Genomic DNA, 26,548 nt, shown 5'->3' with positions numbered 1-26,548 from the left:
CCCGCCCGGCCGACGCCGTCCGGCGCGACACCCCACCCCGTAGGAGGCAGCAGTTGAACACCGTGCAGGGTGCACGCCGGATCGTGGTCGTCGGCAACGGAATGGTCGGCGCTCGGTTCGCCGAGGAGGTGGCCCGCCTGGACCCGGCGGGCGAGCGCGTCCACGTGACCGTGGTGGGGGCCGAGCACCACCCCGCCTACAACCGGGTCCTGCTGTCGGGTCTGGTGGCGGGGGACTACACCGCCGAGCAGATCCGGCTGCCCGTCCCCGACACGCCGGGGGTGACCGTGCGCACGGGCCTGTCGGCCGTCTCCCTGGACACCGCGGCGCGCACCGTCGCCCTGGACGACGGCACGGGCCTGGACTACGACGAGCTCGTGCTGGCCACCGGTGCCCGCGCGGCCTTCCCGCCCGTCACGGGGGTCTCGGCCGCCGACGGCGCCCCGGGGGAGGGGGTGTGCGCCCTGCGCGACCTGGACGACTGCCGCCGGCTGCTGGCCCTGGTGCGCCCCGGCGCCCCCGTGGTGGTGCTGGGCGGCGGCGTCCTGGGCCTGGAGGCCGCCCGGGGGCTCCAGAGCCGCGGGGCCCGGGTGTCGGTGGTGGAGTCCTCGCCGTGGATCATGCGCCGCCAGATCGACCGCGCGGCCGCCGACATCCTGCGGCGCCGCTACGACGCGCTGGGCGTGAAGGTGCACTCCTGGCGGGTGGCCTCGCGCTGGATCCCCGGTACCGGTCTGGAGCTGGACGACGGGCGGGTGCTGCCGGGGGACGCCCTGGTGGTGACCGCCGGGGTGCGCGGCAACATCGAGCTGGCCAAGGACGCGGGGATCGAGGTGGAGCACGGGGTCCTGGTGGACGACGCCCTGGCCACCTCCGACGCCCGCGTGCACGCCATCGGCGACTGCGCCCAGCACCCCGGCGGGGGCGCCGGCCTGGTGCAGCCCGGCTGGGAGCAGGCCGCGGTGCTGGCCCGGCGGCTGACCGGGACCGAGCCGCAGGCCCGCTACACCGGTTCGCGGCCGGTGACGCGGCTCAAGGCCGAGGGGATCGAGCTGACGGCGTTCGGTGAGGTGCACACCGACGAGGAGGACGGCGGGGACCTGGAGATGCTGACCGTCAGCGACCCGCACGGGGGCCGTTACGCCAAGCTGGTGGTGCGCGCGGACCGGCTGGTGGGCTCGGTGCTGCTGGGGTTCCCGGAGGCCGCGGCGGTGCTGTCGCAGCTGCACGACTCCGGTGCCCCGGTGCCCGCCGACCGGCTGGCCCTGCTCCAGGGGACCGTGCCCGCGGCGCCCGCCGGGGAGGCGGGGGAGCGGCCGGCGCCGGTGGTGTGCCGGTGCAACGCGGTGACCCGCGACGACCTGGAGCAGGCGTGGCTGGACGGGGCGCGCACCCGGGAGTCGATCGCGGCCGCCACCAGGGCGACCACGGGCTGCGGCGGGTGCGTGCGCGACGTCAACGCCCTGCTGTCGGGGTGGGACACCAAGGCCCCGGTGTCCTGAGGCCGGTGCGCTGAAGGACGGCCGCCCGCGGCCCGGCCCCCTTCCCTCACCGCCCCTCTCCGGGCGGCGGGCGGCGCGCACGGCCCCGTCGGCCAGGACGGGGCCGTGCCCTCCCCCGGGGCGGGAGGGCGCGGAGCGGGGCCCGGGACACGGGCTGTCACCGGGCCGTGCCAGCATGCGGGCATGACCTTCGCCCTTCCCACCTCCCGCGACCAGGTGTCCCTGCTGGTCGACTGGACGCGCGAGAATCGCCCCGCCGACCTGCCCGCCGCCGAGAAGGCCCAGCAGGACATGCACGGGGAGCTCCCGGCGGCCGTTCGCAAGGCCGACCGGTTCCTCCGGTTCATGGACCGCCGGGCCGAGGACCTGCCCCCGGAACTGCGTCCCTGGTTCTGGGACGGTGTCACCCAGGCGCTGCTGCTGCAGGGCGGGGACAAGTGCCGGTGGGCGGCGCCCCGCGCCCACGCCCGGGCCCGCCGGGCCGAGGCCGACCACGGCCTGCCCGTGGACCCCGACCACCACGCCTCCCACACCCTCTTCGTGGCCCGCAGCGGTGTCCTGCCGGCCAAGGAGGTGCGCGCCTTCCAGACGTGGATCACGCAGACCCTGCCCCCCGAGCGCGCCTACCCCGCCCTGACCGGGCTGATCACCGCCCGCGCCGCGGGCGGCAGCGCACCGGCGGCGGGCACCCACACCCTGCTGGCCAAGAGCGCGAAGGCCGCCGGGGTGGGGGAGCAGGAGCAGTCCCGGGCGCTGGCCGGGGTGCTCGCCGCCTCCCGTGGGACCGCGGTCCCCTCCGCGCTGTTCACGGGGGCGGCCGGGGTGTTCGCCCGGACCCCGCCGCCCGCCGGGCACCTGGCGGCGTTCTGGGAGCTGTTCCCGCCGGGGCGCTACGCCAAGAACGACGGCGGTACGTGGCTGCGCATGCTCGACGCCTCCGGGGCGGTCGACGCCCTGGTCCGCGGTGAGGTGACCCCCGAGGCGGGGGTGGCGGGCTGGCTCCAGCGGTTCGTCCGCCTGCACCTGTTCGTCGCCTCCGGTGACGGGGTCATCGTGCAGCGCATGCCGCCGGAGCTGTACGCGCTCCTGCCGCGCCTGGCCCCGCGGTTGCGGGCCGAGGGTCGGCTCCTGGACACCTGGACCTCCGGCTCGGGCCACGGCAATCTCGACGGCATGCTGCTCGCGGCCTGCCTGGCCCACGGCATCCCGGTCCTGATCCCGCCGCGCACGATGGAGCTCTCCTATATCAAGGACTCTCCGCACCTGGGCGTCCTGCTCGCGCACCCCGTGCTGGGGCCGCGCGCGGAGCTCCAGATCTCCCGCCTGCACCGCCACCACACCGGCGCGCCGCCCGGCGTGCGCAGCGCGATCGGGTTCTACCCCGGGGTGCCCGAGGCGGTCCCGGTGGTGCGCGTCCGGGCCGAGGGGTGCCTCTCCCGGGTCGGGCGGGCGGGCCTGCCCGAGGCCCGCTTTGCGCTGGGGGAGCTGGACGACCTGCTCGACGGCGCCGCGGTCGCGGCGCTGGAGGGGATCGAGGACGAGCTGGCCGCGGTCGACCCGCTGCGCCCGCTGCTGCGCGCCCTGCACGGCGGCCTGCCCGAGGAACTGGGCTGGCCCGCCTTCGACGAGGCCGTCGCCGAGCTCGGCGGGCCGGGCGGGGTGCGGCGGCTGTGCCCCTCCTGGCCGGTGCTCACCCTGGTGGGCGCCGACCGTGCGATCGCCGTGGACCACACCGGCCGCCGGGACTCGATCGGGTTCTCGTCCGGGAAGGGCGAGATCCCGGTGGTGCGCTATCTGGACGGCCGCTTCCTCGTCGCGGTGTCCGGGAGTGCGTACTGGTCCGACCGGCCCGGCGACACGTTCGTCCTCGCCCCCACCGCGGACCCGGACATCGTGAACTGGTCCGAGCAGCAGTCCCTCCGCGACGAGGGCGAGCGCTCGGGGTACCGGTTCGCGCCGAGTCCGTCACAGCACAGCGTCATGCGGCAGATGAGCGACGGCACGGCCGTCTGGGTCCACCACGATTACTTCGAGCGGTACACCTGGCATGTGCTGACCGGCGCGGGGGTCGAGAAGAGGACGTCCCTGCCCGGGTTCTTCGCGGGAGGCCCCGGTGAGGGGATGCGCTGGGATTCGGAGCACCTGTCCCTGGTCCGCCTGCCCGAGGGGGTCGACTCGCCGCTCGGCCACAAGGACGGGCTCAGCGGGCTGCGGGCCGCGGTCGAGGACCACCACGGCGGGACGGGGGAGCACGTCCTGGAGGGGGCGGACGGCCGCCGGGCCCGCCACCTGGTGCGGGGCGCCACCGGCGGGCCCATGGGGATCCTGCGGTTCCCCGGCACCGGGGTCGACCTCGTCGTCACCTGGGGGCCCGGCTACGGTCGGCGAAACGAGGCCTTCGGCGTCGCGGTCGAGGACGACACCCTCCAGTGGGAGGTGCGCACGTCGCCCGACTCCGGGCATGGGGACCTGCCGTTCTACCCGCCCGTCGGGTTCTGGCACTTCCTGCGGCCCCGCGACCCCGGCTCCTCCGCCGCGCTGCGCGGCGCCGACCCCGGGCGGGCCCGGGCGCTGGTCGACGCCCACTCGGCCGAGGGGGCCGCGGGAGTGCTCAAGGCCCTGGACGAGCACCTGCCCGGGGTGGTGCGCGAGGAGGTCCGCGCGGGTGTGGTCCGCGTGGTGGCCGCCACCGCCGAGCTGGGGGTCCGACGCGAGAAGCTGGTGGAGCGCGTCCGCGCCGACCGCGCCGCGCTCACCGGCGCGCGCGCCCCCGGGGGCGCCGGCGCCTGAGCGTCCCGGCTCAGCCGGTGGTCACGGCCAGGGCCGTGCACAGCAGGGCCGCGGCGGAGGCCAGGGTGCGCAGATGGTTCCAGCGCACCCACACCGCCTCGAAGTCGCCGCGCACCGCGGCCGGGTCGGCCAGCCGCTCCGCCGACCCGGCCCGGTCCAGGGCGTTGTTGCGCGGCACGTTCACGGCGAACGTCACCACCAGCACCAGGACCAGCAGGGCCAGGGCCGCCCCGGCCCACCAGGCCGAGGACGTGTGGCCCGCGGCCCAGTGCAGGACCGTCTGCCCCAGCAGGACCACGGGGGCGCCGATGAACACCACCGCGAAGAACGGGTTGAGGATGGCGACGTTGATGCCCTGCATCGCCTCGACCATGGACCGGTCGCCCGCCCGGCCCAGCCCCGGCATCACCGCGATGGAGAAGGCGAAGAACAGGCCGGCGAACAATCCCGTCAACACCACGGACAACACCGGCACCACCGCGTACACCATGCCCGCCAACAACCGGCCACCCCATGCTCTTTTTTCGTGAAGCCCGCAGTATCTGGGCGGATTGTACGCCCGGTGTCACCGTCGCGGCCATGTCCTCAAGGCCTGTAAGAATCGGCGGAATGCGCCGCACACCCGGCCGAACATGAATACTTTCTCCGCGGTTACATGAATATGACCACGGAATGTCACCATTATCCCTCTTTTCCGGAAGGTCGTATCGCTATACCGTCGGGTAATGTGCTCCTCCCCGCTCGTGGGGCGCGAGCGGGAACGACGGCTACTGCGCGCGGCGGCCACCCCCGGGACCGTGACCCTCCTGGCGGGCGCCGCCGGAACCGGCAAGACCCGCCTGGTCCGGGAACTGCACGACCCGCACGGGACGGCGGTCCTGGCCGGACACTGCCCGCCGGGCGCCGAACCGTTCCCCTTCGCGCCGCTCATCGAAGCCCTGCGCCGGGTCCCCGTCCCCGGCGGGCTCAGCCCCCTGTGCGGAGCCCTGCGCGCCCTGCTCCCCGAACACGCCGACCGCCTTCCCCCGGCCCCGGAGCCGGCCGCCGACCCGGCGTCGGGCAGCCACCGCCTGTACCGCGCCCTCACCGAGCTCCTCGACGCGCTGGAGCCCACCGTCCTGGTCCTGGAGGACGTCCACTGGGCCGACCCGGACACCCGCGACCTGCTCGCCTACCTCACCCCCCGGCTGCCCGCCCACCTGGGCCTGGTCCTCACCTACCGGCCCGAGGACCTGCCCCGCTCCTTCCCGGTGGCCGCCCTGGCCGCCCGCACTCCCCCCGGCACCGGCCACCGGGAGCTGACCCTGGGCCCCCTCACCCCCCACGACCTGCTCGCCCTGGCCGAGCACGCCCTCCCCGGCGGTGCGCCCACCCTGGAGGACGCCCGCCGCCTGCACGCCTGGACCGGGGGGCTGCCCCTGGCCGCGGTGGAGACCCTGTACGGCCTCGCCGCCTCCGGGGACGGCTCCGACCCCCGGCCGCGGATCCCCGACCGGCCGCCCGTGCCGCCCTCCCTGCGCGACTGGCTCCTGGACCGCCTGCACGCCCTGGACGGGGACGCCCGCCGCCTGGTGCGCGCGGCCTGCGTCCTGGGCGGTCCCGCCACCGAGCCCCTGATCGCCCACGTCGCCGAGCTCACCCCCGCCCGTGCCGACAGGGCCCTGTCCCGCGCCTGCCGCAGCGGCCTGCTCACCCCCACCGCCCCGGCCACCCTGGCCCCCGCCACCCCGCTGCTCGCCCAGGTCTGCCACGCGTCCCTGCCGCACGGCAAGCGCCGCCGCCTGCACCGCGTCGCCCTGGCCGCCCTGGCCCTGTCGGCGGAGCCGCCCCACGCCCGGCTGGCCCGCCACGCCCGCGAGGCGGGGCTGCTGGAGGAGTGGACCGACCACGCCGAACGCGCCGCCGACCATGCCCTGGAGCAGGGTGAGGACAGCACGGCGGTGGTCCTGCTGCGCGACGCCCTGACCCGCCCCGACCTGCCCTCGCGGCGCCGCCGCGACCTGGCCCTCAAGCTCGGCCGGGCCGCCCTGACCGGTATCTCCGCCGAGCACGCGATCGCCCGGCTGCGCGAGGTCCTGGCCACCCCCGGCCTGCCCGCCGCCGAGCGCGGCGAACTGCGCATGGAACTGGGCCTGCTGCTGCTCAACCAGGCCGCCCAGAACCGCAGCGCCCGCGGCGAGCTGGTCCGTGCCGCCGCCGAGCTCGCCGAACGCCCCGACCTGGCCGCCCGCGCCATGTGCGCGCTGGCCGTGCCCCGCAGCACCCCCGACTCCGTCGACACCCACCGCCGCTGGATGGACCAGGCCCTGGCCGCCGCCCACAGCAGCCACGACACCACCGTCGCCCACACCGTGGCCGTCAACCACGCCACCCTGCTGGCCCAGGTCGGCGACCCCGCCGCCTGGAAGGTGGAGCTGCCCGCCCCGGGCACACCCCACGACCCGCCCACCCCCGACACCCTGGCCCGCCGCCGCGAGTTCGCCCGGGGCTCGCTCAACCTCGCCGACGCCGCCGTCATGCTCGGCCACTACGAGCGCGCCGACGGCCACCTCGACGACGCGGCCGCGTGGTCGGGCGCCGACGACGCCCCCTACATCCACGAGAGCGTGCGCGCGCTGCGCCTGACCCTGGACTGGGCGCGCGGCCGCTGGCAGGGCCTGGCCGAGGAGGTCGACCGCCACCGCGAATCGCCCCGCCTGGCCCACCTGCACTCGGTCACCGCCGAGCTCGGGCTGCTGCGCGCCGCCCTGGCCCTGGCCCAGGGCGACCCCGGGCTGGCCCGCACCCTGCTGGTCCGTATCCGCCCCGGGCCCGGCGGCGCCGCAGAGGCCCCGGGCGGTCCGGTGGGGGGCGGCGGGCAGGAGGCCCCGCCCGACTACACCGTTCCGGTGCGGGCCTTCGCCGCCGGGCTGCTGGCCCGCATGGCCACCGCCCAGGGCGAGCCGGCCCGTGCCTGGGGGCATGTGGAGGACCTGGTCTCCCTCATCGCGGCCAAGGGCATCTGGGTGTGGGCCGCGGACCTGCTCCCCGGTATGGAGGCCCTGGTGGAGTGCGGTCGCGGCGCCGTCGCCCGCGACCTGTGCGCCCGCCTGCGCGCGGGGCTGCGCGACACCGACGCCCCGGCCGCCGCCGCCTGCCTGCTGCGTTTGGAGGCGGCCCTGGCCGGCCACCGCGGCCACCACGACCGGGCCCTGCTGCTGTACGCCGAGGCCGAGGACGCCTACCGCGCCATGCCCCGCCCCTACGACGCCGCCCAGGTGCGCGAGGCCTGTGCCCGCGTCCACTTCGCCCGCCCCCGCGGTGAGGGCGCCGAACCGGGGGTGGCCGCCCTGCGCGCCGCCCTGAAGGAGTACGCGGGGCTGGGCGCGACCTGGGACGCAGCCCGGGTCCGCCGCCTGATGCGCTCCCACGGCGTCACCCCCGCCGCCGCCCCGGCCCGGCCCCACCACGACCGCAGGCTCTCCCCGCGCGAGGGGGAGATCGCCGACCTGGCCGCGCGCGGCCGCACCAACCGGGAGATCGCCGCGCTGCTGCACCTGTCCCCGCGTACTGTGGAGACGCACGTGGCCAACGCCCTGTCCAAACTCGGGCTGCGGTCGCGCCGCGACCTGACCCCTCCCCCCGACTGAGCACCCCGCACCGCCCTCCCCGCCCCCAGACCCGCGCTCCCCGGTTCCGGCACGGCGGTGCCGACCCCCCGAGGAGACCGCGCCCGATGACCGCACGAGTGCCCGCGACGACCTGCGCCGCCCTGGCGTTGAGCCTGCTGCTGACCTCCTGCGGGATCGTCCCCGGCCTGGGCGCGGGGGACGGGGACGCCGGCGATCCGGCCCCCTCGGCCTCGCCGGAGGCCGCCCCGGCCCACCGCGACCTGCCCCTGACCCGCCAGGGGCGCATGTTCCTGGAGGGCGGCAGCGACGTCATGCTGGAGGTCACCTTCCGCAGGCTCCAGCACAACGGCGAGTACCTCATGCTCGAGGTCGACCACGACTTCCTGGAGCCCCTGCGCACCGGCGGCACGGCCACCGACCGCACCGCCCCCCTGCGCCTGCTCGACCCGGTCACCGGCGAGGTCCTGAGCGCCATCAAGGATCCCGGGACCGACCTGTCGCTGGGCACCTACTTCAACGAGGGCTCCGACATCACCCCCGTCCACGAGGGCGTCCCCACCACCTTCCGGCGGTACTTCCCGGCGCCCTCCCGGGACGCGGAGCACCTGACCTTCACCGGGTCGGGGCTGGGGCACGTGCCGGGGCTGCCGGTGGAGTACGTGGACGAGTTCACCCCCTCGCCCGAGCCCGACATCCACGACTACTTCAACGAGTACGCCGAGAGGACCGCCGAGGAGCTGCCCGAGGAGCTGCACTACCCGGAGAAGGTGCCCGAGCCGGGGATGGACGTGTCCCGGTTCCGCCAGGGCATCGAGAGCTTCGTGGACACCCCGGAGTCGTCCACCACCCGGTCGGGGGACACCGAGACCATCTCCCTGCACGCCGACCGGATGTTCGACGTGGACGCCGCCGAGCCCACCGCCGAGGCGGCCGAGACCATCCGGCGCACCGCCCTGACCCTGCGGGAGAACCCGGGGTCGGGCGAGGTCACCGTGGTCGGCCACACCGACGGCAGCGGCTCGCAGGCCCACAACGACGAGCTGTCGCTGCGCCGCGCGGAGGCCGTGCGCGACCTGCTGGCCGAGGAGCTGGGGGAGGGCTTCACCCTCACGGCGCGGGGGCGCGGCTCCCGGGACCCGGTCGCCGAGGAGGGCGGCGCGGACGACGAGCAGGCGCGGGCCCGCAACCGGCGGGTGGAGTTCGTCTTCACGGTGCCCGACGCCGCCGCGGCGGGCGGGGACGGGGGGCTGGAGTCCGCGGCCCGGCACGTGGCCGGACCGGCGGTGTTCTTCGAGGACCTGGAACCGGTGGCCGCCGCCGAGCACGGGGACGTCGAGCTCAACGTGTACCCGCTGGTGCGCGACGGCGCGTACCTGTTCCAGATGGTGGGCCTGGGGAACTCGACCCTGGCGGACCTGGAGGCCGACCTGGGCGCCGCCGGGGAGGAGGCGGGCGGGCCGGACCGGGTCACCGAGGGCACCCTGGGCGGGTTCCGCCTGCTGGAGCCGGGCGGGACGACCCGGTACGTGGTGCGCCTGGTCACCGAGGACGGCTACGAGGACTTCGCGGACGAGGTCTTGACCCTGTCGCCGGGGGACGAGTACCTGGCGCTGGCGGTGTTCCCGGCCCCGGGTCCGGAGGTGGAGTCGATGACCCTGCACGCGGGCGCCTTCGGGGAGTTCCCCGACGTGCCCATCCGGTAGGAGGGCGCGGTGGCGGGCCGCGCCCCGCCGCCCGGCCCGGCGCCCGTTCGCCCCGGGGCCGCCGCCGGTCCGGGCCGACGCGGCCCGCCGCAGAGCGGACGCTTCCCCGCAAAAGCACCTTCCGGCGGGTTACCGTGGCCCCGACGCACTCCCGAACCGAGGAAGCGGGTGCAGCCACCGTGCACGAGGACACCTCCCGGCTGGTCTCCCGGGCCACCGACGCCCTGATCCGGTCCATGGCCGGTGACGAGGCCCCGCAGTGGCGGCTCACCCTGGAGGGCTACGCGGAGCTCTTCGCCAGGGCGAGCCACGTGGCCGCTGCGGAGCTGCAGCGTTCCCGCGCCGAGGTGGCCGCCCGGCCCGACCTGGCGCCGGAGGCGGCGGGGGAGTGGCGCCCCAAGCTGCGGCGGCTGCTGGAGGCGGACCCGGGGGCGGCGGAGCGGCTCGGGGACCTGCTGCGGAGGCTGGACGCGCCCGCCCCGGAGGGGACGGCGAACACCGTCGACGGCGGTGTCTCGGGCGGTGTGGTGGTGCAGGCCCGCGACGTCGGCGGCGGTGTCGGCGACACCATTCAGGGGGACCGCATCGACCGGTCCGGGGCCACGGCGGGCCGCGACGTGATCGGCGTCCAGTACAACGGCGGCCGCGACCGGTAGCCGTCAGCGTCCGCGGACCCCCACCCCGCGGGCCCGCAGGACCTCCAAGGCGGCGTCCACGAGGTCGGGGAGCAGCCGCCGGGACTCCTCCAGGTGCTCCCAGACCAGGGTGAACGGCGGGAGCGGCCCGAAGCCGCCGCGCAGGCAGTCGTCCAGGGCGTCCAGGTTCCAGCCGTAGTACCGGCCCGGTCCGACCAGGGCCTCCGCCAGCGCGCAGTACAGGCCGGGCTCGTCGGTGACCGCGGCGCCGTCCAGCAGGAAGGCGCCGCCCGCACGATCGGGTCCCCCGCTCCTGTTCGCCATGGCCAGGCGCAGCCACTCCCACCTGGCCGCCGTCGGCAGCGGCCGCCACAGGCCCGCCTCCCGGGGGACGCCGCGGCCCCACAGCTCCCACACCGGCCGGGACTGCGGGTCCGGCCGGTCGTCGCCCTCGTCCTCCAGGGTGATGTCGACGAGCGTCCCGCCCAGGACGGACGGCCGGGTCTCGACGGTCTCCGAATCCAGGAGGACGTCGCGCAGCACCCGCCCGTCCCGGTCCAGCGCGCGCAGCAGGCCTTGTGCGCCGCGCCACCGCCGCGGGCGGCGCAGCACCCCGCGCAGCTCCGCCGTCGGCTCACAGCCCAGCAGCCGCAGCGGGGGCTGCGACGGTGGCGTGTAGTCGTACAGGCCGTCCACGCGGCGGCAGTGCGCCCGCGACCCCTCGTCCGCCCGGTGCCGCGGGTACACGGTGTACCGGGCCCACGGCCCCGGAGGATGGGCGAGCGGACGGTCGTGGGAGACCACGTCGGCCTCCAGGAACACCTCCCACAGGCGCGGGTCCTCGGGGTCGGGCCGCCGTCCCAGCACGTGGACGCCGCTCAGCAGGAACCACTGGACCCGGTCCTCGTGCCCGCCGTCGACCTCCACCGACAGTCCGGCCGCCGGCCCGGGCCCGTCGGGGTCCAGGGCCGCGTCCAGCCGCCCGCGCGGGTCGCAGCCGCGCAGCCGCAAAAGGTTGCGTGCCGTGCGCGGCGGCGCGAACAGACCCTGGACCATCGTGCACCGGGCCCAGGGCACCTCGCCGCGGTCGGATTCCTCGTGTACCAGCAGGTACCGGAACGGCACGTCCCGGCCCCGGTCCGCCCGTTCCATCCGCGCCCTCCGTGCCCGTGTGCTCCGAGCACTCTACGGGGCCCGGCGCCCGTGTCTCAGCCGGTGAAGGGCTCGGCGACGAGGCGGCCCCACGCCACGAAGCAGTTCAGGGCGAGGTAGACCAGGTCGACCGCCATCAGCTTGAACTCGCGGCGGCGGATGCGCGTGATCGCCGCGCCGACCATGATCAGGGCCAGGCCGATGGCGGCCAGCGGCGCCAGCACCGGGGCGATGCCCAGCAGCGGCGGCAGGATCAGGCCCAGCGCCCCCAGCACCTCCAGGGCGCCGATGGCCTTCACCGTGCCGGGGCGGACGTCCTCGACCCACTGCGCGGCGGCCCCGGTCGCGAGGATCTTCTCCTTGGGGATGAGGATCTTGCCGCCGCCGCCGAAGAAGTAGGCGGCGGCCAGCAGTCCGGCGACGATCCACAGCGCGATGTCCACAGGGGTCCTCCTCGTTCGTTCTCACCCCTGTGGACACCGGTCCCCGGCCGAATGTGACAGGGCCCCGGCGGCGCGGCTCAGCCCGCCCCCTTCCCCCCGGTCGGCGAGCGCACCGCAAGCAGGACGGCGGCGGCCGACATCTCCAGGGCGCGGTCGGGGGACGGGCGGCCGGACAGGTCGGGCTCGGAATGGACGGGCGGTGGGCCGCCGTGTGCGCGAGGTCCGTCGGCGCAGGGGTTCGGGCCGCCGGGGTCAGGTGCCGGCGGCGTCGAAGCGGTCGCGGGCCCGTTCGACCTCGGGGGTGTGGTCCCGGATCCAGGCGAGCAGCACGTCCACCGGCTCCCGCATCGTCTTGCCCAGCGGCGTGATCCGGTACTCCACGGCGACGGGCCGGGTGGCGACCACCTCCCGTTCCACGATGCCGTTGCGCTCCAGGCGGCGCAGGGTGGCGGTGAGCGACTTCTGGGTGACGGCGGGGATCGCGCGGCGCAGCCCGTTGAACCGGGAGGGGCTCTCGCACAGCACGGCGAGCACCTCCAGCGACCACTTGTCCAGGACCTGGTCTAGGAGTTCGCGGTGGGGTGCGGTGATCTCCAGGGCGTCGTGGGCCCGCGGGGAGGTTTCCGGCATGACACCTGGTCTCGTTGAAGTTTCTTTCGGATACCAGGTACCAAGGGTAAACCACTTCGGCACCCGTCACGAGGAGACCGCCATGGCCGTCCGCCGCTTCACCCCCGAGGGCATGATGCAGCCCGTCCCCTACCACCACGTCGCCGTCGGGACCGGCACCCGGCACGTGCACGTCAGCGGCCAGATCGCCCGCGCCGCCGACGGCTCCCCGTCGGCCCCCGGGGACCTGGCCGGGCAGGTCGCCCATGCCCTGCGCAACACCGCCGCCGGCCTGGCCGGGGCGGGGGCGACCTTCGCCGACGTGCTGCGCCTGACCTTCTACGTCACCGACTGGGAGCCGGAGAAGATCGGCGCCTTCATGGAGGGCGTGGAGCAGGTGTCGGTGGAGCTGGGCCTGCCGCGGCCGATGCCCCCGGCGTCGCTCATCGGCGTGGACCACCTCTTCGAGCCCGACGTGCTGGTCGAGGTCGAGGCCACGGCCCTGCTGGACTGACCCCCGGGGCTCAGGCGAGGCGGGCGGCCCGGTCCAGGAGGTACTTCTCCTCGACCGGGTTGACCGCCAGGGCGGCCGCGGCGCGGTAGGCCGCGACGGCGCCCGCCGCGTCCCCGGTCTCCTCCAGCAGGTGGGCCCGCACCGCCGGGTGCCTGCGCCGCGTCAGCGGGTCCTCGGCCAGGCCGTGGCGCCGGTCCAGGTCCGCGAGCAGGGCCAGCCCCCGCTGCGCGCCGTAGGCGCGGGCGACCGCCACCACCCGGGCCAGCCGTACCGGGGCGCTGGGGGAGAGGCGCTCCAGCCACAGGTACAGCACCGCGATCCGGGTCCAGTCCGTCCGCCCCGGGGCCGGGGCGGCGGCGTGCACGGCCGCGATGGCCGCCTGCAGCCGGTACGGCCCGGTCTCGTGCGGGTCCCAGGCGGCGTCGAGCAGCTCCGTCCCCTCGTCGACCAGGGCGCGGTCCCACAGCGTCCGGTCCTGGTCGTCCAGGGTCAGGAGTTCGTCGTCGTGCCCGGTGCGGGCGGGCCGCCGCGCCTCGGTGAGCAGCATCAGCGCCAGGAGCCCGGCCGCCTCGCCGTCGTCGGGGCGCAGGTCGCGGAGCATGCGGGCCAGCCGGATCGCCTCTGCGGACAGGTCCGTGCGGGCCAGCGCTCCCCCGGTCGTGGCGGTGTACCCCTCGTTGAAGACGAGGTAGAGCACCCGCATCACGGAGGCCAGGCGCTGCTCCAGGTCCTCGTCGGTCGGCGGGGCGAACCGGGCGCCCGCGCGGGCCAGGCGCTGTTTGGCGCGGCTGATGCGCGTGCCCATGGTCGCCTCGGTCGTGCCGTGGGCGTGGGCGATCTCGGCCGTGGTCAGGCCGCCGACGGCGCGCAGGGTCAGGGCCGCCCGGTCCGCCGGGCCCAGCACCGGGTGGCAGCACAGCAGGAGCAGGGTGAGGCTGTCGTCGGTGGCCGGCGCCGGGGGCGCGGACCGGCCGGGGTCGAGCAGGACGGACTCGGCCGCCCGCTGCTCGCGCAGGCGCCTGGCCTGGTCGGAGCGCAGGAGGTCGACCATGCGTCGGTAGCCGACCCGGATGAGCCAGGAGCGGGGCTCTTGGGGGACCCCCTCCTCGGGCCAGGTCCGGCTCGCGGCCAGCAGGGCCTCCTGCACCGCGTCCTCGGCGAGGTCGAAGCGGCCGAAGCGGCGCACCAGGGCGCCGAGCACCTGCGGCGCCTCGGTGCGCAGCAGGTGCTCGGTCTCGGGGTTCACGCGGCGAAGTCCTCACCCATGATCGGCCGGATCTCCACGGGTTCCCCGAGCACCTCCACGATCCGGGAGGCGATCTCGACGGCGCGCTCGTGGCCGGACACGTCGATCACGGCGAAGCTGGCCAGGACCTCCTTGAGCTCGGCGAAGGGCCCGTCGGTGGCGACCACCCCCTCGGGTGAGCGGCGGACGGTGGTGCTGACGGCGGGGTGGCCCAGTCCCTCGGTCGCGACGAGCTCGCCGCTGTGGAGCAATTCTTTTTCGAGCCGCTGGTAGGCGGCGAACGCGTCGAGCGCGTCCTGCGAGGGCGTGTCGGCGGTCGCGGCGTCCCAGGCCGCGGCCGGGGTGTAGCCCAGGAGCAGGTATTTCACGGTGTCCTCGTCTCTGTCGTCGATGCGGGTACGGTACCGGTCAGGCGGTGCGGCGCAGCCACAGTGCCACGGCGGTCGCCCAGGTGAACGCGACCAGGCCGTTGACGGCGATCTGCACGCTCATGTGGTCGGGCGACATCGGGAGGAGGAGTACGGCCGCGGCCGCTCCGCTCAGCACGGCGGGCGCGACCGCCCGCCTCCGGGCGTGGCGGACGGCGAGCACGGCGGCGGCGACGGCCAGGGCGGTGAACGCGACCGCGGCGGCGGCCGAGTGGGCGATGCTGTGCCAGGACATCTCCTCTACCGGCCCGTCCGGGGTGCCGACCGGGAACCCGTACTCGGGGTCCATGGTGAACACCCCGGCCGCGATGAGGCCGACCCCGAAGACGGCGACCAGGACCGGCAGCGCCCGCCGGCCGAGGCCCTCGGTGAGGGTGCGGGCGGTGCCCGCCGCCAGGGCCAGCGCGCCGAGCCCGGCGGTGGCGAACGTGGCGATCTGTATCCAGCCCAGGTCGCCGGTGGCCAGCTGGCTGATGGGGTGCCGGGTGATGTCGAAGCCCTCCCTGGTGAGGATCTGGGCGACAGCGGACGTGAAGAAGACCGGCCCGGCCAGGGCTCCGGCGGCCAGCAGGCGCCGGGTGGCGGCGGTCGCCGAGGTGCCGGGCGCGGGGGCGGTGACGGTGCTCATGCGTGTGTCCTCCTTGGTGGGTTCTCGCCGTCACCTCGGGGCCGCCCGGGGGATCTCGACACCCATTTGATGTGATCCAAGTCACACTTCGAGGGTGTCGAAGCCCGGGGCCCGGCCGCGAGGTGTCGGTGCAACCCCGATCGAGGAGGACGGCATGAACGAGAACACCCGGCCGAGCGAAGCGGTCACGGCCCTGGACCGGCTCGTGGGCACCTGGGCGGTGACCGGCGGCGCCGAGGGCACCGTGCGGTACGAGTGGATGGAGGGCGGGTTCTTCCTGCTCCAGCACGTGGAGCTCACCCAGTTCGGCGAGCCGGTCACCGGCATGGAGGTCATCGGCAACCCGCACCCGTTCGGGGAGCCGGTCGGCTCCGACGTGGTGTCCCGGTTCTACGACTCCCGGGGCAACACCCTGGACTACGTCTACGAGCTGGTCGGCGACACCCTGACCATCTGGGGAGGCGTCCGGGGCGGCCCCGCCTACTTCACGGGGGAGTTCTCCGCGGACGGCTCCACCGTCACCGGAGCGTGGGTCTACCCCGGCGGGGGCGGCTACGACTCCACCATGACCCGGATCTGAGGCCGGGGGCCGTCGCGCCCGGGGCCCGCACCGCACGGTGCGGGCCCCGGGCCGTGCGGGGCGGCCCTCAGCGCAGGCGGTCGTAGACCAGGGTGACCGTCCCGTGCTCGCCCGCGGCGTGGGAGGCCAGGGCCCACTTCTCGGCGGGCAGGCCGTCCTCGAACAGGCGCGGGCCGCCGCCGATGAACTCGGGGACGATCATCAGCGCCAGCCGGTCGACCCGGTCGGCGGCGAGCAGCGGCCTGATCAGGCTGGCGCTGCACGGCACGAGGATGTCCCCGCCCTCCTGTGTCTTGAGCCCGTCGACCACCTCGGCGGCGGGGGCGTTCTCGATCCGCGTGCCCTCCCACGGGGAGGCGGCCAGGGTCCGGGACAGGACCACCTTCTCGGTCTCGGCCAGCCAGGCGGCGAACCCCCGGTCGCGGGGGTCGGCCGCCTCGTCGTGGGCCACCGGCGGCCAGTAGCCCAGGAACCCCTCGGCGTTGACCCGCCCCATCAGCGCAGTGGTGGCGGTCCGCCACAGGTCCGTGAGGTGGTCGCGGGCGACGTCGGTGACGGCGTACGGCACCACCCAGGCGTGGTCCTGCGGGCCGCCGGGCCCGCAGTACCTCCCGTCGAGGGAGAGGTTCATGTTCGCGATGACCCTGCGGTCGGCGTGTCCGGTCATTTCGTGCTCCTCGGGGTGTCGGAAGGGGTGCCGCCGACGGTGGCGGCGAGCCGGTCCAGGGCCTGGTCCCAGCCCAGGCCGATGCCGGCGACGAAGTCGGCGGAGGCGACGGTGCTGTCGGTGATCCGCAGCCGCACGCGGAGCCGGGTCCCGCCGCCGGCGTCCTCGAGCGCGAACCCGTAGTGGCCGGTGAACGCGACGCCGCCCCCGGGCAGCAGCGGGGAGAGCCGGAAGGCGATCCGCTCGCCCGGGACGGCCTCGTCCACCACCCCCTCGGCGCGGCCCACGACACCGTCCGCGCCGGAGGTGTCGGCGGCGTCGCGGTAGGCCAGCACCGCCCGGCCGCCGGGCCGCGCCTCCAGGACGGCCTCGGTGACGGCCAGGTCGTCCGGAGTCCACCAGCGGGCGAGCAGGCCGGGCTCGGTGAGGTGGCGCCACACGGTCTCCCGTTGCGCGTCCAGTACGCGTGTGAAGGCGAAGCTCCGCTCGTCGGCCCAGCGCTCCCGGTCGGCGGCGCGCGTCTCGGCGGCCAGCGACGCGGCGTAGGCGTCGAAGGACCCGCGGTGCTCCCGCGCCTGCCCGGCCAGCCCCTCCAGGAGGCCGGCCAGCTCGCGGAGCGGTCCGGGCTCCAGCGCGTAGATGCGCCGGTTGCCGGTGCGGTGGGAGGTCACCAGGCCCGCCCGCTCCAGGCGTTGCAGGTGCTTGGTCGCCTGCGGTTGGCGCAGTCCGGCGCGTTCGGCGACCAGGCCCACCGACAGCGGGCGCTCCGCCAGGATGCGGGCGATGCGCAGCCGGGCGGGCTCGCCCAGCGCCTCCAGTCGTTCGTGCATGACCCGAGTATTCACCAAAGGGAATATTCCTGTCAAGGAATACTCCGGTTCGGGTGCCGGACCCCGCCCGACCCGGCCCGATAATGTCCCGGTGACCACCCCGGAAATCTCGGCCCGTGAGGCCGAAGTGCTCGACCTGCTCGGCGGGCACCTCAGCAACGCGGAGATCGCCGCACGGCTGTTCATCTCCGTGCGCACCGTCGAGTCGCACGTCTCCTCCCTGCTGCGCAAGCTCGGAATGCCCGACCGCCGGGCGCTCGCCCGTGCCGCTGCCGAGCGCTCCCGCGGCGGGGGGCGGGACCGGTCGGCTCCGGCCCTGCCCGCGCCGCTGACGACGTTCGTCGGCCGGGTGGGGGAGCGCCGCGACCTGGCCGAGGCGGTCCGCGGGCACCGCCTGGTGACCGTGGCCGGCGCCGGCGGGGTGGGCAAGACCCGCCTGGCCCTGGCGGTGGCCGCGCAGGCCGCCGACGACTTCCCCGACGGGGTGTGGTTCGCTGACCTGGTCCCGCTCACCGAGCCCGGGCGGGTGGGGGCGGCCGTGGCCGCCGCGGTCGGCGTGGGCGAGCGCCCCGGCGGCGACTTCGACGAGGCGGTGTCGCAGGCCCTGGCCGACCGCCGGGCCCTGCTGGTCCTGGACAACTGCGAGCACGTGCGCGAGGGCGTCGCCCCGTTCCTGGAGCGGCTGCTCACCGCCTGCCCGCTGCTGCACGTGCTGGTCACCAGCCGCGCCCGGCTGCTGGTGCCCTTCGAGCGCACCTTCCCGCTCCCGCCGCTGTCGCTGGAGGGCGGCGAGGACTCCGAGGCGGCGGCCCTGTTCCTGGAGCGCGCCGCGGCGGTCGGCCCGCCGCCGGGGACGTCGGTGGGCGAGGAGGTCGCGGCCGTCTGCGAACGGCTCGGGGGCATGGCGCTGGCCATCGAGCTGGCGGCGGCCCGGTGGTCCACGCTGGGCCCGGACGGCCTCATGGCCGGGCTCGCCGACCAGCTGCGCGTGCTCACCGGCGGCCCCCGCGCCGACGACCGGCACCGGTCGGTGCGCGCGGTGCTGGACTGGAGCCACGGACTGCTGGAGCCGGAGGACCGGGCCCTGCTGCGCCGCGTCTCGGTGTTCGTGGCGCCGTTCACCCCCGAGGCGGCCGCCGAGATCGCCGGGTTCGCGCCCCTGGACAAGGCCGCGGTGGTCGACGGGCTGGGCAGGCTCGCCGAGCAGAGCCTGCTCTCGGTCGCCCCCTCCTCGACCGGGACCCGCTACCACGCCCTGGAGACCATCCGCCAGTACGGGGCCGAGCACCTGGCCGGGGCCGGCGAGCAGGACGAGGTGCGCGCCCGCCACCTGCGCTGGTGCCTGGCCCGCGCCGCCGAGCTGGAGGGCGGCGGGGGAGCCGGCTGGCGCACCCGGTTCGACGCCGTCGCCGAGGACCTGCGCGCCGCCCTCACCGCCACCGCCGAACGGCCCGAACACCGCGCCGGGGTCCACCGGCTCGCCCTGTCCATGGGCGGCCTGGCCTTCACCCGCACCCTGCTCGGCGAGGCCCAGCAGCGGTACGTGCAGGCGGCCGGGCTCGCCGACCGGGGCGGCCCCGCGGTCGCGGCGCTGCGCAGCGCCGCCGCGGTGGCCGGGTGCCGCGGGCTGGACGGCGACTCCTACCGCCTGCACCGCTGGGCCGCCGTGGCCGCGGAGCGCGCCGGCGACGGCCCGGCGGCGGCACGGGACCTGGCCGACTCGGCCGTGGTCGCGTACCGCTTCTCCACGTCCTTCGCGCAGCTTCCCCCCGCCGAGGAGGTCAAGGAGGCGCTCGCGCGCGCCCGCGAGCTGGCCGACGACTCCCCGGCCTCGCGGGCGGCGCTCGCCCTGGCCGAGGCCGCGGTGGTCGCGGACGCCTTCGGGGCGCTCCAGGGGGACCCGGACAACCCGGCCCCGGAGACGGTGGCCAGCGCCCGGCACGCCGTCGACCTCGCCCGCGAGGCGGGGGACCCGGTGGCCGAGTCCGCCGCCCTGGACGCGCTCTCCGGCGCCCAGTGCTGGACCGGGGACTCCTTCGCCTCCGCGGAGGCGTCCCGGCGCCGGATCGAGATCCTGGACCGCGTCCCGCCCTCGCCCGCCGCCACGCACGAGCTGATGGACGCCCTGGCCATGGCCGCGGCGACCGCGATCGGCGTCGGCGACCTGCCCCGGGCCCGCCGGTGGGGCCGGCGGATGGCCGACCACCCGCTGCTGTCCGAGGCGGGGCACCACGCCGCCTCCTGGCTCCTGGTCGCCGACGCGTTCGCGGGCGAGGTCGAGGGGGTGCTCGCGGGCGCCGAGAGGTTCAAGGAGGCCTGGCAGCGCAGCGGCCGGCTGCGGACGCGCTCCCTGGGCCCGGCCGCGGCGGCGGTGGCGATGGTCCACGGCCTGCGCGGGGACCCCGACGCCCGGGCCGAGTGGCTGGAGGTCATCGACCGGGCGGGGCCCGGGGACGACCACCGCCTGGGCTACGGGGCGGTCTTCGACGCCCTGCTCCTGCTCCACCACGGGGACGCCGACAGCGCCCTGGAGCGCGTCGCCCCTGAACCGGGGCGGGTGTGGAAGTGGGTGTGCTGGGTGTGGCTGCACTGGTACACGGCGCTGCGGGCGGAGGCGGCGGTGCTCGCCGGGCGCGCCGACGCCCGGGAGCTGGTCGACGCGGCCCGGGCGGTGGTGGCCGGGAACCCGGTGGCCACCGCCCAGGTGGAGCGGGCGCGGGCGCTCCTGGACGGCGACGCGCCGGGGCTGCCGGCCATCGCGGCGGCGTTCGAGGCGGCGGGCTGCCGCTACCAGGCGGCCCGCACCCTGGTGCTCGCCGGGGGCGGGCACCGGGCGGCGGGCGAGGCCGCGCTCACCGCCCTGGGCCTGGTCCCGGGGACCTGAGCGGCCCGTCCGGGGCCGCCTCCGCGGGGGCCGCAGCGGGTCCGCGCGGAGGCGGCCCCGCCGGGGGAGGGGCTCAGCCCGCCGCCCGCCGCACCAGGTCGGCGATCCGCTTCTCGACCTCGTCGGTGACCTCCACCAGGGCGAACGCGGTCGCCCACATCGGCCCCTCGTCCAGCAGGGCCGGGTCGTTGAACCCCAGCGTGGCGTAGCGCGCCTTGAACTTGGCCGCGCTCTGGAAGAAGCAGACGACCTTGCCGTCCAGCGCGTAGGCGGGCATCCCGTACCACGTCTTGGGCGCCAGCGAGGGCGCCTCGCGGGTGACGATGGCGTGCACGCGCTCGGCCAGGACCCGGTCCTCGTCGGGCATCTCGGCGATCTTGGCGAGCACGTCCCGCACCGCCTCGGCGGCCTTCTCCTCGCGCGAGGCCCGCCGCGACGCCTTCTTCTGCTCCTGAGCGTGCTCCTTCATCGCCGCCCGCTCCTCGGCGGTGAACCCCTCGTACGTTCCCTTGTCGGCCATGGTCGCTCCCCGTCGTCGTGGATGGTGCCCGGCCGGGTCGTCCCGGCCCCCTGTGACCACCATCCTGCCCCGGCGCGGGTCAGGGGCGCCTCCGTGGTGGCCACGGAGACCACCACGGATCGCGGTCCCGGTGGTCCCGCAGGGTCCGGCGGCGCCGCACCGGGCCGCGGGCCGCACGTCCTCGGCCCGGCAGGGCGGTCCCGGCCCTGCCGGCCCTGCCGGTCCCGACGGCCGGTGGTCGGCGGAGACGCTAGAGGACCGCGCACTTATCAGACCATGCATATATGTGCGCTATCCTCTATCCATGTCATTGCGGCACGCCATCCTCGGCATCCTGTCCATCCGACCCATGAGCGGCTACGACCTCAAGAAGGCCGTCGACGGCAGCGTCGGCCACTTCTGGACCGCCGACCAGTCGCAGATCTACCGGACCCTCTCCGCCCTGGTGGAGGAGGGGCTGGCGTCCCGCGGCACCGTCGTCCAGGAGGGCCGCCCCACCCTGCACCCCCACACCGTCACCGAGGCCGGACTGGCCGAGCTCGACCGCTGGCTCGCCTCGCCCCTCAAGACCCCGCCCACCCGCGACGCCTTCCTGGCCCGGGTGTTCTTCGCCGACCGCCTGCCGCCCGAGGACGTCCGCGCGCTCCTGGACGCCCGCCGCCGGGAGATCGCCGCGGAACTGGCCGAACTGGAGGCCGTGGAGACCCCCGACCCCGCCGACCTGCCCGAGGGCGTCTCCGCGCTGGGCTACCAGCTGCGCCTGGCCGCCCTCGACAACGGCATCGCCCACGCCCGGGCCGAGCTCGCCTGGCTCGACGCCACCGAACAACGACTCGAACGGATCACCCCATGAGCCCGCCCCCCGCCGCCCGGCTGCACCGGATCGCCGCCCGCTACGCCGCCAGGCCCACCGTGTCGGCCTTCGCCGCCGCGATCGAGCAGCCCTCCACCGGGTTCTCCTGGAGCCACGGCGACACCGAGCGCCCCTACTTCATCGCCAGCATCACCAAGCTGTACACCGTCGCGGTCGTCATGCAGCTGCGCGACGAGGGCGCGCTGACCCTGGACACCCCCGCCGCCGACCTGATCGGCGCGGACACGATGCGCGGCCTCAACACCCACGGCGGACGCGACCACGGACCGCGCATCACGGTGCGCGAGCTGCTGTCGCAGACCTCCGGCATCCCCGACTACTTCGAGCAGAAGCGCCCCGACGGCACCACCTTCCTGGACGACGTCCTGCGCGCCGACGCCGCCTGGACCACCGACGAGCTCATCGACATGGCCCGCCGCCTGCCCAGCCCGTTCGCCCCCTCGACCCCGGGCCGGGCGTACTACAGCGACACCAACTACCAGCTGGTCGGGCGCATCATCGAGACCGTGACCTCCGAGAGCCAGGAGGAGGCCCTGCGCACCCGGATCACCGGCCCGCTGGGCCTGCGCGACACCTGGATGCTCACCCCGGACACCCTGGATCGCTACGGCGAGGTCGCCCCGCTCCTGCACCGCCGCCGGGCCCTGCACATCCCCCGGGCGATCGCCTCGTTCCCGCCCGACGGCGCGGTGGTCTCCACCGTCTCCGACCAGCTGCGGTTCCTACGGGCGTTCACCGGCGGCCGGCTGTTCCCGGAGCACTACCTGGCCGAGATGACCGCGCGCTGGAACCCGGTCTTCTCGCGCCTGACCCCCATCGACTACGGGACCGGGATCATGCGGTTCCGGGTGCCCCGCGTGCTGTCGCCGTTCGCGCCGGTCCCGACGATGGTCGGCCACTCCGGCGCCTTCGGCAACGCCCTCTACCACCTGCCCGGACGGGACCTGTACGTGGCGGCCACCGTCAACCAGATGGAGCCGCGCTCCCTGGTGCACGGCCTGGTGGCGCAGCTCGTCGCCCGGTTCTGAGGGGCGGCCCGGGCCCGGTTCAGCCGGGGGTGTCCAGACGCTGGGTGCCGACCACCGAGAGCAGGCGCAGGGCGCCCTCCGACGGGGAGCCGGGCTCGGCCGTGTAGATGACGACCCGCTGGTCCCGGTCGGCGACGTCCAGGACGTCGCAGTCCAGGGTGACCGGCCCGACCAGCGGGTGCTCGATGGTCTTGCGCAGGGCGGGGGCCGGGCCCACGTCGTGGGCGGCCCACAGCCGGGCGAACTCCGCGCTGCCCGCGAGGAGGTCGCCCACCAGGGCCGCCACCTCGGGGTCGTCGGGGTAGCGTGCGGCGGTGACGCGCAGGTCCCGGGCCGCGATCCGGGAGAACGCCGCCAGGTCCGACAGCCGGTACCGTCGCCGGTCCGACCCCGGCGGGGCGAGGAAGACCTGCCGCACGAGGTTGCGCTCCTGGCGGGACAGGGCGGAGAAGTCCCCCATCAGGGCGGCCGCCAGGTCGTTCCAGGCGATGACCTCGTAGGTCGCCGACAGCACGACCGCCGCGGCGCCCGGCAGTTTGCCCAGCAGACGCAGGATGCTCGGGCGCACCTCGCGGGAGGGGCCGGCCGGCGGTCCGGGCGGGGAGCCGGCGAGGTAGTGGAGGTGGTCGCGTTCGGCGTCCGACAGGCGCAGCGCCCGGGCCAGCCCGGCGAGCACCTCGCGGGAGGGGTGCGGGCCGCGCGCCTGCTCCAGCCGCGTGTAGTACTCGGTGGAGATGAACGCCAGCTGCGCCACCTCCTCGCGGCGCAGCCCCGGGGTGCGGCGCCGCGGACCGGCGGACAGGCCCATGTCGGCGGGGGTGATGCGCTCGCGTCTGCCGCGCAGGAAGCCGGCCAGCTCTCGTCTGTCCACCCTCCCAGTGTGCCCGGGCGGCGGGGCCGATCCAGGTACCGCCGGTACCTGGATCCGTTCCGCCGCCGGGCCCACGCTCATGGCCATGGACACTGTGAACGAACACCACACCCGCACCCCCGGCCTGCTGGCGGACCGGACCGTCCTGGTGACCGGCGCGAGCCGGGGCATCGGCGCCGCCGCGGCGCGCCTGTTCGCCGCCGAGGGGGCCCGGGTCATGCTCACCGCCCGGACCGGGGACCGACTCGAGGCCGTGACCGAGGAGATCCGGGCCGCCGGCGGCACCGCCGAGTACACGGTTTGCGACCTGGGCGACACGGACGCCGTCCGCGCCGCGGTCGAGCGCACCGTCGAGGTGTACGGCCGGCTCGACGCCGCCTTCAACAACGGGGCGGTCGCCCTGCCACCCGGCCCGCTCGACCAGGCCCCCGAGGCCGACCTGGACCTGATCTACACCGTGAACTTCAAGGGCACCTGGGCGGCCCTGGCAGCCCAGGTCGCCGCCATCCGCGCCACCGCGGGCACGGGCGCCATCGTCAACTGCTCCTCCGTCGGCGGCTGGCGGGGCAACGCCCTCCTGCCCGCCTACGGGGCGATGAAGCGGGCGCTCAACAGCCTCACCGAGTCGGCCGCGATCACCTACGGGCCCGAGGGCATCCGCGTCAACGCCGTCGCGCCCGGCACCACGCTGACCGACATGGTGAGCGCCTGGGAGGAAGTGTCCCCGGGCATCGTCGACGCCCTCAACGCCCGGACCCCGCTGCGCCGGGCGGCCGCGCCCGGGGAGATCGCCCAGGCGGCCGCCTGGCTGCTCAGCGAGCGGGCCTCCTACGTGACCGGGGTGGTCCTGCCGGTGGACGGGGGGCTGCACACGGCGTGACCCGCCCGCGGCCGCGGGGGCCGGCGGCGCTTTCCCGGGTAGGGATCCCGGCGGCCCCCGCGGGGGGCCTTCGAGCCGAGACCGGAGGGACCCAGCGCGGTGGGAGACGACAGTGCGGCCGACGAGGCGGCGGAGCGGCGGTTCTTCGCGGGCCTGCCCGCGACACGGGGGGCGGCCGGGGCGCTGATCCTGTCCCCGGCGGGGGAGGTCCTGCTGGTGGAGCGCACCTACCGGCCCGATTCGCCCTGGGGCCTGCCGGGCGGCGTCGTCGAGCGCGACGAGTCCCCGCTGGCCGCCTGCCGCCGGGAGCTGGCCGAGGAGCTGGGGGTGGCGGCCGCCGTCCGGCGGCTGGTCGCCGTGGACTGGGTGGCGGCCGAGGGGGTGCGCACCACCGCCCTGCACTGGCTGTTCACCGCCGAGCTGCCCGGGGGCGCCCGGCTCCGGCTTCCCCCGGAGGAGCTGTCCGGGTGGATGTGGGCGGACCCCGGCCGCGTCGGCGGCCTGCTGGCCCCGAACACGGCCCGCCGGGTCGCGGCGGGCCTGGCCGCCGCCGCGGCGGGGGAGACCGTGTACCTGGAGAACGGCCACCCCGTCCTGGGGCCTTGAGCGCGCCCGCCGGGGCGGACCCTGAGGTGTTCCTGAGGCGGCCGTGAGCCTGTCCGGACCCGGGGCGGGCACTCTCACGGGTATGAGCACACCCGCCGACAGCGGCCCCATCGACAGCCCCGACCCCTCGGTCGCCGAGCACGTGCGCCGGTACATCGCCACCGGCGGCGCCAGCGGCTACCTGGAGGGCGGGACGACCAACCTCGTCCTCACCCACCGCGGCCGCACCTCGGGGCGGCTCTACCGCACCGGCCTGTTCTTCGGCACCGACGGGGACTCGCTGGTGCTGGTCGCCTCGGGGGCGGCGATCACCCACACCCACCCGCAGTGGTACCTCAACGTGACCGCCCACCCGGAGGTGGAGGTCCAGGTGCGCGACCGGCGCCTGCGCATGCGCGCCCGCACCGCCCGAGGCGCCGAACGCGAACGCCTGTGGGCCATGATGGCCGAGCGCGCCCCGGTCTACCGCACCTACTACGAGCCCCGCACCCGCCGCACCATCCCGGTGGTCGTCCTGGACCCGGCCTGACCGGGGCTATGAGGCGGCGGCCTGGGCGATGGCCTGGGCGTGGAGGCGGAGCCGGTTCCGGTGAGTCCGGGGGGAGAGCGGCGCGACGTCGATCGCCGCGCGCGCCGTGGCCGGGTTCCGTGACGGGGACGCGGCGCCGCGGGGCTTGACCCTGCCGCAGGGTCAACCCCCCAGCATGGGCCGCACCACCCGTACCGAGAAAGGCTGCGAGCCCATGCGCCACTTCACGATCCACCACGACGGAGTCGCCATCGCGGTCTCCCGCGGCGGCCGGGGCCGCCCGCTGGTCCTGTGCCCCGGCCTCGACACGACCCGGGCCGAGCTGGGCGAACTGGTCGGGCTGCTGCGGCGCGACCACGACGTCGTGGCCTTCGACCTGCGGGGCCACGGCCTCTCCCCGGCCGCCGGCCGCTACACCTTCGAGGCGTTCCTCGGCGACCTGTCCGCCGTGATGGCGCGCACGCGGCGCCCGGGAACGGCGCCCCTGCTGGTGGGCTACTCCCTGGGCGCGGACCTGGCCGTGCACTACGCCTCGGAGCACCCGGACGGCGTCGCCGGACTGGTCCTCATCGACGGGGCGAACCCGGTCCCCGAGCCGTTCGTCACCGAGGACCTCCTGCCGCTGTTCCGTGCGATGTGGGAGGACGCGGCGGCCCGGCGCGCGGCGGACCTGGGCACCGACCGGCAGGTGCTCCTCACCGGCCGCGAGATCCTGGACCTCAACATCGAGGTCGACGCGGTCCGGGCGCGGATCCTCGACCGCTACCGGAGGATCGTCCCGCCCGTCACCGTGATCGCCTCGGCCTCCCTGTCCGGGGGCGGCGCGGGAGCGCACGGGGAGCGCCTGGACCGGAACTGGCGCGCCGGCATCGACCGGCTGGTGCGCGAGCTGCCCCGCGTCGCGGTCACGCGGCTCGACGCCGACCACCGGATGCCGTTCACCCACGCCGCGGAGATCGCCCGGATCATCCGCGGGGCGCACGGCGGCCCGGCGACGACCGCGTAGGAGACTGGTCCG

25 protein-coding genes are annotated in these 26,548 nt (G+C 76.1%); 14 read left to right on the top strand and 11 right to left on the bottom strand.

The features are described 5' to 3' along the window. Window positions 1-53: 53 nt before the first annotated feature. A complete protein-coding gene (locus KGD84_RS16020; RefSeq protein WP_220561246.1) occupies window positions 54-1,502 on the top strand; it encodes an FAD-dependent oxidoreductase in 1,449 nt (482 codons plus the stop codon). 183 nt (window positions 1,503-1,685) lie between these two features. Beyond that, the gene (locus tag KGD84_RS16015) at window positions 1,686-4,292 is read left to right on the top strand and encodes a hypothetical protein (protein WP_220561244.1); all 2,607 of its coding nucleotides are present in this window, start codon (window positions 1,686-1,688) and stop codon (window positions 4,290-4,292) included. Between the two features lie 10 nt (window positions 4,293-4,302). Here the strand turns inward: KGD84_RS16015 and KGD84_RS16010 are convergent, their stop codons facing one another. Further along, window positions 4,303-4,791 carry an anthrone oxygenase family protein gene (locus KGD84_RS16010; RefSeq protein ID WP_220561241.1) on the bottom strand — a complete coding sequence of 163 codons (489 nt, stop codon included), beginning with the start codon at window positions 4,789-4,791 and terminating at the stop codon, window positions 4,303-4,305. A gap of 226 nt (window positions 4,792-5,017) precedes the next feature. Between KGD84_RS16010 and KGD84_RS16005 the strand changes: the two genes are divergently transcribed. The 3 genes from KGD84_RS16005 (at window position 5,018) to KGD84_RS15995 (ending at window position 10,262) form a co-directional block, all read left to right on the top strand. Then, a complete protein-coding gene (locus tag KGD84_RS16005) occupies window positions 5,018-7,921 on the top strand; it encodes a helix-turn-helix transcriptional regulator (protein ID WP_220561239.1) in 2,904 nt (967 codons plus the stop codon). 86 nt (window positions 7,922-8,007) lie between these two features. Continuing rightward, window positions 8,008-9,606: an OmpA family protein gene (locus KGD84_RS16000; protein ID WP_220561236.1), complete on the top strand. Its 1,599-nt coding sequence runs from the start codon at window positions 8,008-8,010 to the stop codon at window positions 9,604-9,606. A gap of 179 nt (window positions 9,607-9,785) precedes the next feature. Then, window positions 9,786-10,262: a hypothetical protein gene (locus KGD84_RS15995; RefSeq protein ID WP_220561234.1), complete on the top strand. Its 477-nt coding sequence runs from the start codon at window positions 9,786-9,788 to the stop codon at window positions 10,260-10,262. 3 nt (window positions 10,263-10,265) lie between these two features. On the opposite strand, the gene KGD84_RS15990 is transcribed toward KGD84_RS15995, so the two are convergent. From KGD84_RS15990 to KGD84_RS15980, 3 genes are all read right to left on the bottom strand, one after another. Further along, entirely contained in the window at window positions 10,266-11,393 is a 1,128-nt protein-coding gene (locus KGD84_RS15990) for a barstar family protein (RefSeq protein WP_220561232.1), read from the bottom strand. Between the two features lie 56 nt (window positions 11,394-11,449). Then, the gene (locus KGD84_RS15985; RefSeq protein ID WP_220561230.1) at window positions 11,450-11,836 is read right to left on the bottom strand and encodes a DoxX family protein; all 387 of its coding nucleotides are present in this window, start codon (window positions 11,834-11,836) and stop codon (window positions 11,450-11,452) included. A gap of 252 nt (window positions 11,837-12,088) precedes the next feature. Further along, entirely contained in the window at window positions 12,089-12,466 is a 378-nt protein-coding gene (locus KGD84_RS15980; RefSeq protein ID WP_220561228.1) for a winged helix-turn-helix transcriptional regulator, read from the bottom strand. A gap of 82 nt (window positions 12,467-12,548) precedes the next feature. Here KGD84_RS15980 and KGD84_RS15975 point away from each other — a divergent pair, with 82 nt between their 5' ends. Then, window positions 12,549-12,959 (top strand): RidA family protein, encoded by a 411-nt coding sequence (locus KGD84_RS15975; protein WP_220561226.1) that lies wholly within the window; start codon window positions 12,549-12,551, stop codon window positions 12,957-12,959. A gap of 10 nt (window positions 12,960-12,969) precedes the next feature. On the opposite strand, the gene KGD84_RS15970 is transcribed toward KGD84_RS15975, so the two are convergent. The 3 genes from KGD84_RS15970 to KGD84_RS15960 are packed head-to-tail and all read right to left on the bottom strand — an operon-like array spanning window position 12,970 to window position 15,261. Further along, window positions 12,970-14,205 carry an RNA polymerase sigma factor gene (locus tag KGD84_RS15970; RefSeq protein ID WP_220561224.1) on the bottom strand — a complete coding sequence of 412 codons (1,236 nt, stop codon included), beginning with the start codon at window positions 14,203-14,205 and terminating at the stop codon, window positions 12,970-12,972. Further along, window positions 14,202-14,573, bottom strand: a complete 372-nt coding sequence (locus tag KGD84_RS15965) for a YciI family protein (RefSeq protein WP_220561222.1) — start codon at window positions 14,571-14,573, stop codon at window positions 14,202-14,204. Before KGD84_RS15965 ends, KGD84_RS15970 begins: the two co-directional genes overlap by 4 nt. A gap of 40 nt (window positions 14,574-14,613) precedes the next feature. Then, entirely contained in the window at window positions 14,614-15,261 is a 648-nt protein-coding gene (locus KGD84_RS15960) for a DUF998 domain-containing protein (RefSeq protein WP_220561220.1), read from the bottom strand. A 154-nt stretch (window positions 15,262-15,415) separates the two neighbouring features. Here KGD84_RS15960 and KGD84_RS15955 point away from each other — a divergent pair, with 154 nt between their 5' ends. Beyond that, window positions 15,416-15,841, top strand: coding sequence for a hypothetical protein (locus KGD84_RS15955; RefSeq protein ID WP_220561218.1), 426 nt, complete (start codon window positions 15,416-15,418; stop codon window positions 15,839-15,841). 67 nt (window positions 15,842-15,908) lie between these two features. Here KGD84_RS15955 and KGD84_RS15950 read toward each other — a convergent pair whose 3' ends face one another. Continuing rightward, window positions 15,909-16,508: a dihydrofolate reductase family protein gene (locus KGD84_RS15950; protein ID WP_220561215.1), complete on the bottom strand. Its 600-nt coding sequence runs from the start codon at window positions 16,506-16,508 to the stop codon at window positions 15,909-15,911. After that, window positions 16,505-17,338, bottom strand: a complete 834-nt coding sequence (locus tag KGD84_RS15945; protein WP_220561213.1) for a metalloregulator ArsR/SmtB family transcription factor — start codon at window positions 17,336-17,338, stop codon at window positions 16,505-16,507. The genes KGD84_RS15950 and KGD84_RS15945 overlap by 4 nt, the downstream gene beginning before the upstream one ends. Window positions 17,339-17,429: 91 nt before the next feature. Between KGD84_RS15945 and KGD84_RS15940 the strand changes: the two genes are divergently transcribed. Then, window positions 17,430-20,222 (top strand): ATP-binding protein, encoded by a 2,793-nt coding sequence (locus KGD84_RS15940; protein WP_255646581.1) that lies wholly within the window; start codon window positions 17,430-17,432, stop codon window positions 20,220-20,222. A 73-nt stretch (window positions 20,223-20,295) separates the two neighbouring features. On the opposite strand, the gene KGD84_RS15935 is transcribed toward KGD84_RS15940, so the two are convergent. Further along, complete coding sequence (locus tag KGD84_RS15935; protein ID WP_220561209.1) at window positions 20,296-20,742, bottom strand: hypothetical protein; 447 nt, start codon at window positions 20,740-20,742, stop codon at window positions 20,296-20,298. Window positions 20,743-21,046: 304 nt separating this feature from the next. Between KGD84_RS15935 and KGD84_RS15930 the strand changes: the two genes are divergently transcribed. Next, window positions 21,047-21,595 (top strand): PadR family transcriptional regulator, encoded by a 549-nt coding sequence (locus tag KGD84_RS15930; protein WP_220561207.1) that lies wholly within the window; start codon window positions 21,047-21,049, stop codon window positions 21,593-21,595. Next, complete coding sequence (locus KGD84_RS15925; protein WP_220561204.1) at window positions 21,592-22,644, top strand: serine hydrolase domain-containing protein; 1,053 nt, start codon at window positions 21,592-21,594, stop codon at window positions 22,642-22,644. Before KGD84_RS15930 ends, KGD84_RS15925 begins: the two co-directional genes overlap by 4 nt. A gap of 19 nt (window positions 22,645-22,663) precedes the next feature. On the opposite strand, the gene KGD84_RS15920 is transcribed toward KGD84_RS15925, so the two are convergent. Next, window positions 22,664-23,515, bottom strand: coding sequence for a helix-turn-helix transcriptional regulator (locus KGD84_RS15920; protein WP_220561202.1), 852 nt, complete (start codon window positions 23,513-23,515; stop codon window positions 22,664-22,666). Window positions 23,516-23,600: 85 nt separating this feature from the next. On the opposite strand from KGD84_RS15920, the gene KGD84_RS15915 reads away from it, so the two are divergent. The 4 genes from KGD84_RS15915 to KGD84_RS15900 all read left to right on the top strand — a co-directional run bounded on the left by KGD84_RS15915 (window position 23,601) and on the right by KGD84_RS15900 (window position 26,536). After that, window positions 23,601-24,395, top strand: a complete 795-nt coding sequence (locus tag KGD84_RS15915; protein ID WP_220561200.1) for an SDR family NAD(P)-dependent oxidoreductase — start codon at window positions 23,601-23,603, stop codon at window positions 24,393-24,395. A gap of 99 nt (window positions 24,396-24,494) precedes the next feature. Further along, window positions 24,495-25,001: an NUDIX domain-containing protein gene (locus KGD84_RS15910; protein ID WP_220561197.1), complete on the top strand. Its 507-nt coding sequence runs from the start codon at window positions 24,495-24,497 to the stop codon at window positions 24,999-25,001. A gap of 82 nt (window positions 25,002-25,083) precedes the next feature. Beyond that, entirely contained in the window at window positions 25,084-25,530 is a 447-nt protein-coding gene (locus KGD84_RS15905; protein ID WP_220561195.1) for a nitroreductase/quinone reductase family protein, read from the top strand. A gap of 175 nt (window positions 25,531-25,705) precedes the next feature. Further along, entirely contained in the window at window positions 25,706-26,536 is an 831-nt protein-coding gene (locus KGD84_RS15900; RefSeq protein WP_220561193.1) for an alpha/beta fold hydrolase, read from the top strand. Window positions 26,537-26,548 lie beyond the last annotated feature (12 nt).

It is taken from the genome of Nocardiopsis changdeensis (assembly GCF_018316655.1).
Taxonomy (GTDB): domain Bacteria; phylum Actinomycetota; class Actinomycetes; order Streptosporangiales; family Streptosporangiaceae; genus Nocardiopsis; species Nocardiopsis changdeensis.
Note: the sequence above shows the minus strand (reverse complement) of the source record. Positions and strands in the feature narration are given on the sequence as shown.